A 13,648-nucleotide genomic window follows, 5' to 3' on the forward strand; every position below is an offset into this window, starting at 1 on the left:
GTCCACGGGATCTCCTCGATCAGGCGCTGAGTGCGGCAAGCCGGTGGAAGCGGCGCTGGAAGTACACCAAAGCTCCGCTGTCCGGCGCGGTCAGCACTTTTTCGATCTCGACGAACAGCACCGAATGCGACCCGTGCTCCTGCTCGCCGACGATCCGGCCGACCAGCGAGGCCGCCGCGCCGCGCAGGACCGGGGCGTCCTCGCTGTCGAGATCCCAGCAGTCCTGTTCGAACCGTTCGGCGGTCGGCACCTTCGTCGCACCGGCGAAGTGCATGGCCAGGTCCTCCTGGCCGGGGCCGAGGACGTTGACGCAAACCTGGCCGTTGCCGACCAGGACCGCGTGCGACCGGCTCGACCGGTTGACGCACACGAGCACGGTCGGCGGGCTGTCGGTGACCGAGCAGGCGGCGCTCACCGTCATCCCGGCGAGGCCGTACGGGCCCGCGGTGGTCACGACGTTGACGGCCGCGGAGAGGTTGGCCATCGCGGTGCGGAATTCGCGCTGGGTCCGGGTCAGCTCGGACACGGTGCCTCCTAGGACTGGGGCCGGGACTGTCTCGACCGTACAAAGCCGCACCCGCCGCGGGATATCGAGAACTTCCCCGGCGTAGCTGAAGAATTCCTAACCCGGGCCGGTCGCGGGCAGTGCGAAGCCGAACCGCGAACCGCCGCCGGCGCGGTGTTCCGCCCAGATCGTCCCGTGCTGGCGGGTGATGATGCGGTGGCTCAGCGCCAGTCCGATGCCGCTGCCGCGTTCCTTGGCGGTGAACGACTCGTCGAACGGGTTGCGCGGGAAGCCGCGACCGCGATCGTCCACGGTCACCACGCCGGTGTCGCCGTCCCGGCGCGTGGTGAGCACCAGGCTGCGCCGTTGCTGTGGGCACTGGGCCATTTCCTCGATCGCGTTGAAGCACAGGTTCAGCACGACCTGGCCGGTCAACACGCGTTCACAGTGCACCGGCACCGCCTCGGGGGACCTTTCGAAGGTCACCTCGATCGCCGCCGGTTCGGCGCGCAACCGCACGAAATACAGGCATTCCTCGACGATCTCGTTGAGGTCAGCCACCTGCTCCACGTGCTCCAGATGTCCGACGAACGCCCGCACGGACGACACGATCTGGCTCGCCCGTTCGATCTGCCGGACCGCGCTGTCGATGCCGTACACAACGGGCGCGGCATCGAGCGTCCGCGACCGGACCCCGGCCAGGAAATTGCCCGCGGCGGCGAGCGGCTGGCTCAGCTCGTGCGCGATCGCCATCGCCATGTCGCCCATCGCGGTGTAGCGCGCCAGGTAGTTCTCCCGATGCAGCTCCCGCTCGCGCCGGACCTCGCCGCGCACGCGTTCGGACACGTCGTAGAGCAGCAGCAGAAACGCGTCTCCACCAGGCTCGCGAAGCCGTTCGACGCTGCCCTCCAGCCACACGCGACCCTGGATTTCCAGCCGGACTTGAGTGGCTGGCGCGGCGCGTTCGCGGACCTCGTCCCACGTGGCCGGACGGTCGTCGAGACGCAGGCCGGCGTAGTCGGCCAGGCGGCCGAGCGGTTCGTCCGGCGTCGCGCCGAACAGCGCGACCGCGGAATCCGTGGCGAACCGCAGCTCGCCCGAGCCGTCGAGCATCAACGCGACCGCCGACGTCTGCCGGGCCAGCGCGTCCACCCAGGAGGTGGTCAACCGCAGCTCACGCTCGATTTCCTGCTCGCGTTCGATGTCGCGGAACTGCACCATCACCGCCGGGCCTTGCGCCAGTTCAACTCGGGTCGCCACCGCGTCCGTCGGAATCACCCGGCCGGATTTGGTGCGGTAGTGCCATTCGATCCGGCTGACGCCCTTGTCGACGGCCTCCTGCAGCCACGCCCGCCCGATCACCCGGTCGTATTGCTGCGCTGAGCTGCTCATGTGGTTCGCCTTCAACGGCCGCAGCTCGGTGACGCTCCATTCGAGCATCTCGCACGCGGCCGGGTTGGCCCACAGGATGTTCTTCGTCGCGCCGTCGTGCACGAGCACGCACGTGCGGCTGGCGTTGAGCATCGCGACGAAATCGTGCGTCGTCAGCTCGGGCGCGCGCGGGTCCGCTTCCATCGGCTCAGCGTAAAGCCCCTGGCTGGCGGCTCGCACTGAAGAAATCCCCTACGCCCGCTCAGGCACTACCAATTCCCGCGCGACGCCGTGGTTCGTACCGTCGGAGGCGACCGCACCGGCATTCTGAGGAGCAGCGATGAGCGAAGTCACCATGGAGGAGGTGCTCGCCGAGCTCGCCAAGCGCAAGGACGAGTTCCAGCAGCAGCGCTACGTGTCGCGCGACTTCATCGACCGGCTCAAGCAGGTCGGCGTCTACCGGGCCAGCACTCCGGCGAAGTTCGGCGGCAACCCGCTCCCGCCCGCCGAATTCCTCCGCCTGATCGAGCGCATTTCCACAGTGGACGGTTCGACCGGCTGGGTCGCCAGCTTCGGCTCGTCGCTGATCTACCTCGCCGCGCTCCCGCTCGACACCCAGGCCGAGCTGTACAAGGACGGTCCGGACGTCGCGTTCGCCGGTGGTCTGTTCCCGGTCCAGCCCGCCCCCGCGACCGAAACCGGCTTCCGCGTGGACGGCCGGTGGAAGTTCGCCAGCGGCTGCATGGGCGCGGACATCCTCGGCGTCGGCATCCCCGGCGACGAATCGACCGGCGGGAAACCGCGCACCGCGTTGCTGCGGCCCGAGCAGGTCGAGATCGTGCAGGAATGGGACGTCGTCGGCATGCGCGGCACCGGTTCGTTCGACCTGGTCGTGCGCGACGTCGAGGTCCCGCGCGAATGGACGTTCATCCGCGGCGGGGTGCCCACTGTGGACGAACCGCTCTACCGCTACCCCACAATCGCTTACGCCGCGCAGGTTCTCGCCATCGTCGGCGCAGGCGTCGCGCGTGCTGCGCTCGACCACGCTCGCGAGGTCGGCGCTGGTTACACCGGCGTCACCGGTGCCCCGAAGCTCGCCGACCGTAGCTACTACCGCACCGGGTACGCCGACGCCGAGGCCGCGCTGCGGTCCGCCCGCGCCTGGTTCTACGAGGTCAGCCACGAGGTCTGGGAAACCGTCGCTTCCGGCGACGAGGCCAGCGACGAGCAGAACGCCCAGCTGCGGCTTTCGTCCGCGCACCTGGCCAAGACGTCGTCCGAGGTCGTTTCGAAGCTCGTCGAGATCTCCGGCACCGCGCCGATCTACTCGACGCACCCGTTGCGTGGACTTCAGGGCGACGCACTGGTACCCAAGCAGCATGCGTTCCTGGGCCCGGCCATCCACGACGCCGCCGGTGCGGTTCTCATGGGACAGCCGCCGACCAGCCCCGGATTCCGCTGACCAGCCACCACCACGACGAGGAGTCTCCGACTGTGAGCACGCAGCCCCTGCGGGTGCTTTTCTGCATCGGCATCAACCAGAACTTCTTCGACCTGCCCGCCGACGGCATCACCATCGGCGACGTCTGGCAGTCCTTCGTGTCCATGATGGGCCAGCTGAAAGCGTTGCCGGGCATCACTTTCATCGGCGACATCGACGATGACGCGCACATGGTCGGCCCGTCCGACGGCTGGCCGTGGACCTGTTACATCCTGGCCGACGCAGACAGCCAGGAAACCGTCAAGGCCGGTTGCAACCTGCTGCGCACCACCGAGGTCGGCAGCAATGGCGTCAAGCTGTGGCGCTTCGCCAAGATCGAAGCCCGGATCGGCCGTCCGCTGACCGTCCGCGAAGACGTCGAACTGCCCGACTGAACCGGAGACCTCATGACTGAGAACGCGAGCGTTCCCGCAGATTTCGCCGAAAGCGACCGCGTCGCCGCCCGGCTTTACACCGACCCGGAAATCTTCGAACGCGAGATGACGCAGATCTTCGAGCGTTCGTGGGTGTGGGTCGCGCACGAAAGCGAATTGGCCCAGCCGGGGAACTTCAAATCCACCTACGTCGGCCGCCAGCCGGTAATCGTGACCCGGGACCGCAAGGGCACCCTGCACACGATGCTCAACCGCTGCCGGCACCGCGGAGCGAGCCTGTGCGAGAAGCCGAGCGGCAAGGCCAACGGCTTCACCTGTCCGTACCACGCCTGGAGCTACGGCCTCGACGGCAAGCTGCGCGGCATCCCTTATCCGGACGGCTACGAAGGCGTGCTGGAAAAGGGCGAACTGTCGCTGAAGAAACTGCGCACCGAGTCGTACGGTGGCATGGTTTTCGCGACCTTCGACGAGGACAGCGAGTCCCTTGAGGACTTCCTCGGCGACGCGAAACTGTGGATCGACCGCTTCATGAAGCAGGGCGGCGGTTACCCGATCAAAGTGCTGGGCAAGCACCAGTTCAAATTCCGCGGCAACTGGAAGATCCAGCTGGAGAACACCACCGACGGCTACCACTTCCCGATCGTGCACCGGTCGTGGATGGCTTCGGTGGACGCGGAAACCGCCGACATGATGTCGTTCATGACCGATCCGTCGGCGATCACGCATTCGCTCGGCAACGGCCACAGCGTCATGCAGATGGTGCCGGAGCACTCCGATCTGGACATCGACGACGGCACCGAACCGCTGCAGGGCCGGTTCGACCACGTCGTGGCCGAACTGTCGAAGACGCTGGACGAGGCGCAGGTGCGCAAGGTCGTCCGGGCCATGCACGGCACCGGGTTCAACCTCAACCTGTTCCCGAACGTCTCGATGTCCGCGGCGTTTTTCCGGGTGCTGCGGCCGATTTCGGTCAACGAGACGCTGATCGAGCACGTCGCGATCGGCCCGGACGGACCGCCGGAGCTGGACGTGGTGAACCGCGAACGCCTGCGCATCCACGAGCACTTCCAGGGCCCGTTCGGATTCGGCACGCCCGACGACGCCGAGGGCTGGGACCGCGTGCAGCGCGGTTCGCAGGGCGGACCGGACCTGCCGATCCTCGTCAACCGCGGACTGGCGCGGGAAAAGGCGAGCCCCGAAGGCTGGCCGACCTCGCACGTCACCGACGAAACCGGCATGCGCGCCGCGTACGCCCAGTGGAAGGAGATGATGGGCGATGACTGAGACCATCCCCGTCACTGACCCTCGCGTCGCGCGCGCCGTCGACCTGGTCAACCGCGAGGCGGAACTGCTGGACCGCACGGAATACCACGTGTGGGAGAAGCTGTTCACCGAAGACGGCATCTACGTCATCCCGATCGACCGGGAAACCGACGATTTCGCCGGCTCGCTGAACATGGTCTACGACGACGCGCGGATGCGGCAGATGCGCATCGCGCGGATGACCGAGGGCTACGCGCTCGCCGCCGTCGATTCCGCCCGCACCGTGCGCACAGTGTCGCGATTCGTGCCGGAATCCGTCACGGACAACGAAGTTGTGCTGCGTTCGGCGCAGATCCTGGTCGCCTACAAACGGGGCAACCACGACCTGTGGGCAGCGGATCTGGTGCACCGGATCCAGTTGTCGCCGGAAGGTCCCGAAAGCGACCGGATCGCGTTGAAGGTCGTCCGGCTGGTCAACAGCGACGAAGCCGTTCCGGCCGCGGGATTTCTGCTGTGAGCGCGCCAGCGGAGCCGCACGTCGCCGTGGTCACCGGCGGCGCGAACGGTCTCGGAGAAGCGATCGTGCGGCAGCTGCACGCCGAGGGTTACCGCGTCGCGATCGCGGACGTCAACGGCGAAGCGGCCGAGAAATTGGCTGCCTCCCTTGGCAACTGCCGTGGCTACCGGGTCGACGTGCGGGATCGAGCGGCGCTCGCGCAGCTGAAGGACGACGTCGTCCGCGAGTTCGGCAGCGTCCAGGTGCTGGTCAACAACGCGGCCCGCACGCAAGCTGCACCGCTGATGGAGATCACGCCGGAAGACCTCGACGCGGTCCTCGCCGTCAACTTCACCGGCACGTTCACCACCTGTCAGATCTTCGGCGCGTACTTCGCCGAGCAGGGCTACGGGCGGATCGTGAACATGGCGTCGCTGGCCGGCCAGAACGGCGGCACGGCGACCGGCGGGCACTACGCGTCGTCCAAGGGCGCGATCATGTCCGCGACGAAGGTGTTCGCGCGCGAACTCGCCTCGCGCGGGGTCACGGTGAACTCCGTGTCGCCCGGGCCGCTGGACAGCCCGATGGTGCATTCGATCGTCGGCGAAGACAACCTCGAAGCCTTCACGAAGAACATCCCCGTCGGACGGCTCGGCGACCCGGCGTTCATCGCGCGGATGGTGTCGCTGCTCGCCTCGCCCGGCGCGGCCTCGGTCACCGGGGCGTGCTGGGACGCCAACGGCGGCCTTTACCTGCGCTGAACCGCTTGCCCTGAAACGGAGAGCCGATGCCGAACACCGTGGTCCGCGTGGCCGAGGTCGTCGAGGAAGCGCCTGGGATCCGGGCGCTTCGCCTCGTCCGCGCCGACGGTCTGCCGTTCGACCCGCACCCCGCCGGGGCGCACGTCGACGTCACCGGTCCGACCGGGATCCTGCGCCAGTACTCGCTGTGCGGGCGGCCGGACGACACGTCGTCGCTGCTGATCGCGGTGAAACGGGAGCCGGATTCGCGTGGCGGTTCCGAGGCGCTGCACGCGGTCGCGGAGAACGACAAGCTCGAGGTCGGCGAGTCCCGGAACCTGCTCTCGCTGGCTCCGGACGCGGGCCGGCACGTGCTGATCGCGGGCGGCATCGGCATCACTCCGTTGCTGAGCCTGGCTTATCAGCTGCACTCCGACGGTGCGGAATTCGAACTGCACTACTTCGCGCGCACCCGGGAGTCGGCGGCTTTTGTTTCGCTGCTTGAAGAACAGGCGGAATTCCGGGATCGAGTGCTGCTGTATTTCGGCGTGCCGCGCGACGAACAGCCCGCGGTACTGAAGGAAGTGGCGGCCGGGCTCGATTCCGCCGGGCACGTCTACACCTGCGGCCCGGAAGGGTTCATGGAGCAGGTCACCGGCGTGTTCGCCCCGGTGGTCGGCGAGGCGCAGGTGCACGTCGAACATTTCACCGCGGCCGAGGTCGACACGAGCGGCGACCAGCCGTTCACCGTCGAACTCGACACCGGCGAGGTGTTCGAGATCCCGGCCGAGAAGTCGATCCTGTCGGTGCTGACCGACAACGGGATCGAGGTGTTCAAATCGTGCGAGGAGGGCATCTGCGGCTCATGCGTTTCCGGGGTGCTGGAAGGCACGCCGGAGCACCGGGACCAGTGTCTTTCGGCCAGCGACAAGGCTTCCGGCGACCAGATGGCGCTGTGCGTGTCGCGCGCCCGCACGGAAAAACTGGTGATCGAACTCTACTGACCCGGCGGCCGGAATCCTCGCGATTCCGGCCGTCTTGTCTATTAATTGATCGATTTTATTTATCAATCCGCCGCAAATCGGACTTTGCCTCCTTCGTCACGCTTTCCCTAAGCTGTGTCCACCGTTTCCCCACCACCGGACACCCCGCGCATTCTCGCGCGAGACGACGAAAGGCCTGCTATGGCCAAGCGCGACGAAGCGCACTCTCCCGGCGTGCTGCGGCTCGGATTCGCCGCCGGCGTCGGCACTTCCCTGGAAATGTACGACTTCTCGATCTACGGCACCGCGGCGGCGCTCGTGTTCGGCTCGGTGTTCTTCAAAACCGGCAACGCCTGGTTCGGCACCTTCATGAGCCTCGCGACCTTCGCCATCGGTTTCGTGATGGCCCCGCTCGGCGCGGCGCTTTTCGGCTGGATCGGCGACCGTCGCGGCCGCCGCACCGCGCTGTACGCCGCGTTTCTGCTGATGGGTTTCGCGACGCTGGGCATGGGCGTTCTCCCGCCGTACGCGGTGATCGGCATCGCCGCACCGCTGCTGCTGGTCGGATTGCGCCTGCTGCACGGCGCCGCCCGCGGTGGGGAAAGCGCGGGCGCGGCCGTGTTCGCGGTCGAGCACGCGCCGGAAAAACGACGCGGCCTCTACGGTTCCTTCGTCGCGCTCGGTTCGCCGATCGGCGTCGTGCTCGCGAACCTGGCTTTCGCACTGGTCCTCCTGCTGCCCAATGACGACATCATGAGCTGGGGCTGGCGTCTTCCGTTCCTCGCCGGCGGCATCGTGCTGGCGATTGGGATCTGGATCCGTCGCGGCGTTTCGGAAAGCCCGGAATTCGAGAAGATGGCCGCCTCGGAAACGCGGGCGAAAAAGCCGCTCGCCGACGTCCTTCGCTCGAATTGGCGACGGCTGCTGCTGATCGCCGGGGCGAACCTCGGCCTCACCGCCTGCACCTTCGCATTGGTCACCTTCATGCTGTCCTACGCGACCGCCGCCGCTCCGGAAGGCCTCGGCCTCCCGCGCGCCCCGATCGTCACCATTTCGACGATCACCCTGCTGTGCCACGCCGTCGCGAACGTCGGCTCCGCCTGGCTGTCCGACCGGATCGGCCGCAAACCGGTGATGCTGACCGGCTCGATCCTGTCGATCGCCGCCGCGCTCGTGATGTTCCCGATCGCGTCGGCGGGCACCATCAGCTCGGTATTCGTCGCGCTGCTCTTGGGTTTCACCGCCACCGGAATCCTTTTTGGACCGATGTACACCTGGTTCGCCGAGCTGTTCCCGAGGGAGCAGCGCCAGTCCGGCCTGGGCGTGGGCTACCACGTCGGCGCGGTACTGGGCGGCGGTCTGTCGCCGATGATCGCCAACCGGATCGTCGCCGCGACCGGCGACGCCATCGCGGTCGGCTACTACCTGGCCGCGCTGCTCGTGCTGAGCCTGGTCTGCCTGCTGATCCTCCCGGAAACCGCCCCTGCGCGCCGGGCCGCGAAACCGGCTCCCGAGCTCGTCAGCTGACCTGAACGCACCCCGGTCTCGCGACTTCCGCGAGACTGGGGTTCATGCGTGAGATCGACGAAGTCCTGGACGCGGTCGGCCCTCGATTGCGAGCCCTGCGCACCCGGCGCGGCATCACCCTGGCCGACCTGTCGGCGGAGACCGGCATCTCGGAAAGCACCCTGTCCCGCCTGGAAAACGGCCAGCGCCGGGCAAACCTGGAACTGCTCCTGCCGCTGTCGCGCGCCTACGACGTGCCGATCGACGACCTGGTCGGCGCTCCCCGCGCCGGCGACCCGCGCGTCCACCTGCGACCGATCCACCAGCACGGGATGACCTACGTGCCGCTCACCCGGCGACCGGGCGGGGTGCACGCGTACAAAATGCTGATCCCCGGCCGCACCGAGGAACCCGCGCTGAAAACGCACAGCGGTTACGAATGGCTGTACGTCCTCAATGGCCGTCTCCGCCTGATCGTGGGCGCGAAGGACCTGACCGTCCCGCCCGGCGAGGCGGCGGAATTCGACACGACGGAACCGCATTGGCTCGGCTCAGCCGACGGTGGCGCGGTCGAGCTGCTGATCCTCTTCGGACTTCAGGGGGAACGAGTGCACGTGGAACCTCGCCCGAACTGATTACGGACATGGCGTAACACTCGTGGCGATTCGTGCGACCTGGTTGTGCACGTTCGATCACGAAAGGCTCACATGTCCGCCCCTGATTATCCTCCGCCGCCCGCGCCCTATCCGGCCCCGCCCGCCCAGCCGAAGAACGGGCTCGGCACCGCCGGGTTCGTACTCGGACTGATCGGCCTGATCTTCTCGTTCGTCCCGGTCGTCGGGCTCGTGGCGTGGCCGCTGGTGATCCTCGGGATCATTTTCTCGGCACTCGGCTTCGTCCGGACGCGGTCCGGAAAGGCCACGAACAAGGGCCTCTCGATCGCCGGTCTCGTGCTGTCGGTGATCGGCCTGGCGATCTGCATCGTGTGGACCGTGACGGCCGCCAAGGTGGTCAACGAGGTCAACAACGAAGCAAACCGCGTCGTGACGATCCACTACGAGGTCACCGGCACCGCGAAAGACTTCTCGATCAGCTACACCACGATCGGCGACGCCAACGCCTCTACCAACCAGGAGAAGCCGACGTCCCTGCCGTGGTCGAAAGACATCTCCACGAAGGGCCTGTTCAAGGGCGGCACCCTCTCGGTGACCACCGGAGCCGAGGGCGGAGACGTCGCCTGCAAGGTCGTCGTGGACGGCAAGGAAGCCAAGACGGCGAAGGCGTCGGGCAACTTCGCGACCGCCTCCTGCGACGGGTTCTGAGCCAAGCAGCTGACGAGTGGGCCCGGCATTCGTGCCGGGCCCGCTTTGTCGTTCCGGATGCGGCATTCTCGCGTGATGGCTTACCTGAACGGCATCGCCACGCGAGTGGCGGACGACGAGTTCCCGGGCTGGGTCGAGGTCCAGTTCCCCGAGGCCGACGGCACCGGTGACCGAAACGTGTTTCGAGTGCCAGCCAACGCGGTTATCTAAGGCCGGACAGGACCATGATCCAAACGGAGCCGGCAAGGGGGTTCGAACCCCTGACCTTCTGTTTACAAGACAGATGCTCTACCAACTGAGCTATACCGGCGCGCACCCGGCGACGGGCGCGCCCAAAGTATATCGGGCCGCTCCCGAAGCACCCGGACAACCCGCCCTAACCCCCAGGTCAGCAGCGAAAAGCGGCGCGATCCAACCCCATGCGGCACGATCGATGACAGGTGTGGCGGACGCCACTGCAACAGCTGGGGCGGTACGGCCGATGGTCCCCGGGAACGAACGAGGAGGTGGGGATCGATCATGAAGATCAACGAGCGTGCCGGCCAGGGGGTCGCGCGCAGACGGTGGCCGATTCTCGAGCCTCCGCACCCGCGGTCCAGCCAGCGGCATCGGCCGAATTTGCTGCGCCGGCGCGCCTGGCACATTCTCGAGGCCCCGACGGCGGAACAGCCCGCGGTCGAGTCCGAGGAGGCGATCGGGCCGAAGCCGCCCGACGACGCGACCGTCAACTTCGTCCTGGATCTCACTCTGCGGATCGGCGAGGTGCAGATGGCCAGCGGCGCCGGCGCGTCCGACGTCACCGCGACCATTCTCGCGCTCACCTCAGCGCTCGGGCTGCCGCACTGCGAGGTCGACGTCATCTTCACGTCGATCACCGTCACCTGTCACCGCGGGACCGACCTCGCGCCGGTCACCGCGTTGCGAGTGGTCCGTTCGCGCAGTCTCGACTACACCCGGCTGACCGAGACCGAGGCGCTCGTGCGCCAGATCGTCCGCGGCCGCACCGGGGCCGAGGAAGCCGTCACCGAGCTGGACCGGATCACCTCCGCGCCGCACCCGTACGCGCGCTGGACCGCGACCGCCGCCTGGGGCGGGCTGGCCGGGTTCATCACGCTGCTGCTCGGCGGGGGTCTCGACATCGCGCTCGTCGCGATGGTCATCTCCGCCGCGGTCGACCGGATCGGCAGGCTGCTCAACAAGTTCAACCTGCCGTTCTTCTTCCAGCAGGTCGTCGGCGGGTTGTTCGCGACGCTGTCGGCGATGGTGATAGTCAGCAGCAACATCCTCACCACCGACCGGCCGACGCTCGTGGTCGCCGCGGCGGTCACCGTGCTGCTTTCCGGGCTGTCCACGGTTTCCGCGGTGCAGGACGGGATCACCGGGTACTACGTCACCGCGTCCGGCCGCACGATGGAAACCGCGTTGATGAGTGCCGGGCTGATCGCCGGGGTCGTGCTCGCCCTTCGGATCGCGGTGATGCTCGAACTGCCGCGCACGCCGTTGCCCGACGTCCCCGTCTCGACCGCGCAGCACCTGCCGATCATCGTCGTCGGCGGTACCGGCGCGGCCGCCTGCTTCGCGCTCGCCTCGTACTCGAAACTGCGCGCGATGCTCGTCGCCGCGGCGGCGGGCGGGATCGGCGCGCTCGTGTACGGCGCGCTGATCCTCGCGACGCTCGACGCGGTGAGCGCGTCGGCGATCGCGGCGACGCTCGTCGGGTTCTGCGGCGGCGTGATGGCGCGGCGGCTGAAAGTTACGCCACTCGTGGTGGCCGTGTCCGGGATCACTCCGCTGCTCCCCGGTCTTTCGACCTATCGTGGTCTATACCAATTAGCGGTGTCGCCAGGCGGCAACATCTCCACCCTGATGACCGCGGTCGCCATCGGGCTCGCTCTCGCGGCGGGCGTTGTACTGGGCGAATACCTCGCCCAGCCGGTCCGCACCGGGCTCGGCAGGCTCGAGCGCAAGCTCTCCGGGCCCCGGCTGGCCGGGCCGATGGAGCCGACCGAACGGCGTTTGGAGTAACCAGTTGGTCACCGGCCGGTCACTCCGCGCGCGCTAGGGTTTCCAGTGGGGCCGCGACCCGCCGATGACGAGGGAGCAGCTGGAGTGACTGACGCGATCGCCGAGGAGAACAGCGCACCGTCCGCGGATTTCGTCGTGGTGGCCAACCGGCTGCCCGTCGACCTCGAACGGACCGCGGACGGACAGCAGCGCTGGACGGCCAGTCCCGGCGGACTGGTGTCCGCGCTCGAACCGTTCCTGCGATCCCGCAAGGGCGCGTGGGTCGGCTGGCCGGGCGTGCCGGACGTCGAGGTGGACGAGTTCGACGACGACGGGCTCGTCCTGCACCCGGTGTCGCTCACCTCGGCCGAGGTGAGCGACTACTACGAGGGTTTCTCCAACGCCACGCTGTGGCCGCTCTACCACGACGTCGTCGAACGGCCGGTCTTCGACCGGTCGTGGTGGGACAGCTACGTGCGGGTCAACCGCCGCTTCGCCGAGGCCAGCGCCGCCGTCGCCGCGCACGGGGCGACCGTGTGGATCCAGGACTACCAGCTGCAGCTCGTGCCGCGGATGCTCCGCGAACTGCGGCCCGACCTGCGCATCGGGTTCTTCCTGCACATCCCGTTCCCGCCGGTCGAGCTCTTCATGCAGCTCCCGTGGCGCGCGGAGATCGTGCGCGGCCTGATCGGCGCGGACCTGATCGGCTTCCACCGGCCCGGCGGCGCGCAGAACTTCCTGTGGCTGGCCCGGCAGCTGGTCGGCCTCGAACCCACCCGCGGCGCGGTCGGCGTCCGGTCCCGGCCGGGCATGGTGCAGGTCGGCGACCGCACCGTGCGCGTCGGCGCGTTCCCGATCTCCATCGACGCGGCGGGCCTCGACACCCTCGCCCGCAGCAAGGGCGTCGGCGAGCGCGCCAAGCAGATCCGGCGCGACCTCGGCAACCCCAAAGCGGTGTTGCTCGGCGTCGACCGGCTCGACTACACCAAGGGCATCGACCTGCGGCTGCAGGCGCTGCACGAGCTGCTGCACGAAGGCCGTCTCGAACCCGGCGACGTCACGTTCGTGCAGCTGGCCACCCCGAGCCGCGAACGCGTCGAGCACTACCAGCGGATGCGCGGCGAGATCGAGCAGATGGTCGGCCGGATCAACGGCGAGTTCGCCCGCGTCGGCCACCCGGTCGTGCACTATTTGCACCAATCCGTGAACCGCACCGAGCTGGCCGCCTTCTTCTCCGCGGCCGACGTCATGGTGGTGACTCCGCTGCGCGACGGGATGAATCTCGTCTGCAAGGAGTACGTCGCGTGCCGGCCGGATCTGGGCGGCGCGCTGGTGCTCAGCGAGTTCGCCGGCGCGGCCGCCGAACTGACCAGCGCGTTCCTCGTCAACCCGCACGATCTGGACGGGGTGAAGAACGCGTTGGAGGCTGCCATTACGCTCGACCCCGCCGAGGGCCGACGCAGGATGCGCGCCATGCGTCGCCAGGTCCTCACCCACGACGTCGACCGGTGGGCGCGTTCGTTCCTCCAGGCGCTGGGTGCCGAACCGGCCGACTGACCCCCTCCCCCGTACCGCGCTGGACC

Annotated in this window: 14 protein-coding genes and 1 tRNA gene; 12 read left to right on the plus strand and 3 right to left on the minus strand. The window is 68.0% G+C overall.

The window, feature by feature from the left end; genetic code table 11:
* Positions 1-19: 19 nt before the first annotated feature.
* Complete coding sequence (locus ACZ7SW_RS23030; RefSeq protein WP_470232460.1) at positions 20-526, minus strand: flavin reductase; 507 nt, start codon at positions 524-526, stop codon at positions 20-22.
* A 96-nt stretch (positions 527-622) separates the two neighbouring features.
* Positions 623-2,080, minus strand: coding sequence for a PAS domain-containing sensor histidine kinase (locus tag ACZ7SW_RS23035; protein WP_470232461.1), 1,458 nt, complete (start codon positions 2,078-2,080; stop codon positions 623-625).
* Between the two features lie 136 nt (positions 2,081-2,216).
* On the opposite strand from ACZ7SW_RS23035, the gene ACZ7SW_RS23040 reads away from it, so the two are divergent.
* From ACZ7SW_RS23040 to ACZ7SW_RS23085, 10 genes are all read left to right on the plus strand, one after another.
* The gene (locus tag ACZ7SW_RS23040) at positions 2,217-3,338 is read left to right on the plus strand and encodes an acyl-CoA dehydrogenase family protein (RefSeq protein ID WP_470232462.1); all 1,122 of its coding nucleotides are present in this window, start codon (positions 2,217-2,219) and stop codon (positions 3,336-3,338) included.
* A 32-nt stretch (positions 3,339-3,370) separates the two neighbouring features.
* Entirely contained in the window at positions 3,371-3,751 is a 381-nt protein-coding gene (locus ACZ7SW_RS23045) for a hypothetical protein (protein WP_470232463.1), read from the plus strand.
* Between the two features lie 12 nt (positions 3,752-3,763).
* The gene (locus ACZ7SW_RS23050) at positions 3,764-5,035 is read left to right on the plus strand and encodes an aromatic ring-hydroxylating oxygenase subunit alpha (RefSeq protein WP_470232464.1); all 1,272 of its coding nucleotides are present in this window, start codon (positions 3,764-3,766) and stop codon (positions 5,033-5,035) included.
* Positions 5,028-5,531 (plus strand): aromatic-ring-hydroxylating dioxygenase subunit beta, encoded by a 504-nt coding sequence (locus tag ACZ7SW_RS23055; RefSeq protein ID WP_470232465.1) that lies wholly within the window; start codon positions 5,028-5,030, stop codon positions 5,529-5,531. The genes ACZ7SW_RS23050 and ACZ7SW_RS23055 overlap by 8 nt, the downstream gene beginning before the upstream one ends.
* Complete coding sequence (locus ACZ7SW_RS23060) at positions 5,528-6,271, plus strand: SDR family NAD(P)-dependent oxidoreductase (RefSeq protein ID WP_470232466.1); 744 nt, start codon at positions 5,528-5,530, stop codon at positions 6,269-6,271. Before ACZ7SW_RS23055 ends, ACZ7SW_RS23060 begins: the two co-directional genes overlap by 4 nt.
* 26 nt (positions 6,272-6,297) lie before the next feature.
* Positions 6,298-7,254, plus strand: coding sequence for a PDR/VanB family oxidoreductase (locus tag ACZ7SW_RS23065; RefSeq protein ID WP_470232467.1), 957 nt, complete (start codon positions 6,298-6,300; stop codon positions 7,252-7,254).
* 180 nt (positions 7,255-7,434) lie between these two features.
* Positions 7,435-8,760 carry an MFS transporter gene (locus tag ACZ7SW_RS23070; protein ID WP_470232468.1) on the plus strand — a complete coding sequence of 442 codons (1,326 nt, stop codon included), beginning with the start codon at positions 7,435-7,437 and terminating at the stop codon, positions 8,758-8,760.
* Between the two features lie 44 nt (positions 8,761-8,804).
* A complete protein-coding gene (locus ACZ7SW_RS23075) occupies positions 8,805-9,374 on the plus strand; it encodes a helix-turn-helix domain-containing protein (protein WP_470232469.1) in 570 nt (189 codons plus the stop codon).
* Positions 9,375-9,446: 72 nt separating this feature from the next.
* Positions 9,447-10,061: a DUF4190 domain-containing protein gene (locus tag ACZ7SW_RS23080; RefSeq protein WP_470232470.1), complete on the plus strand. Its 615-nt coding sequence runs from the start codon at positions 9,447-9,449 to the stop codon at positions 10,059-10,061.
* 75 nt (positions 10,062-10,136) lie between these two features.
* Positions 10,137-10,271, plus strand: a complete 135-nt coding sequence (locus ACZ7SW_RS23085) for a hypothetical protein (protein WP_470232471.1) — start codon at positions 10,137-10,139, stop codon at positions 10,269-10,271.
* Positions 10,272-10,298: 27 nt separating this feature from the next.
* On the opposite strand, the gene ACZ7SW_RS23090 is transcribed toward ACZ7SW_RS23085, so the two are convergent.
* Positions 10,299-10,371, minus strand: a tRNA-Thr gene (locus tag ACZ7SW_RS23090).
* 209 nt (positions 10,372-10,580) lie between these two features.
* On the opposite strand from ACZ7SW_RS23090, the gene ACZ7SW_RS23095 reads away from it, so the two are divergent.
* Together ACZ7SW_RS23095 and ACZ7SW_RS23100 are read left to right on the plus strand one after the other, a co-directional pair.
* Entirely contained in the window at positions 10,581-12,086 is a 1,506-nt protein-coding gene (locus tag ACZ7SW_RS23095) for a threonine/serine exporter family protein (protein ID WP_470232472.1), read from the plus strand.
* A gap of 84 nt (positions 12,087-12,170) precedes the next feature.
* Entirely contained in the window at positions 12,171-13,622 is a 1,452-nt protein-coding gene (locus ACZ7SW_RS23100) for an alpha,alpha-trehalose-phosphate synthase (UDP-forming) (protein ID WP_470232473.1), read from the plus strand.
* The last annotated feature ends 26 nt before the right edge of the window (positions 13,623-13,648 follow it).

It is taken from the genome of Amycolatopsis sp. NPDC114484 (assembly GCF_055633755.1).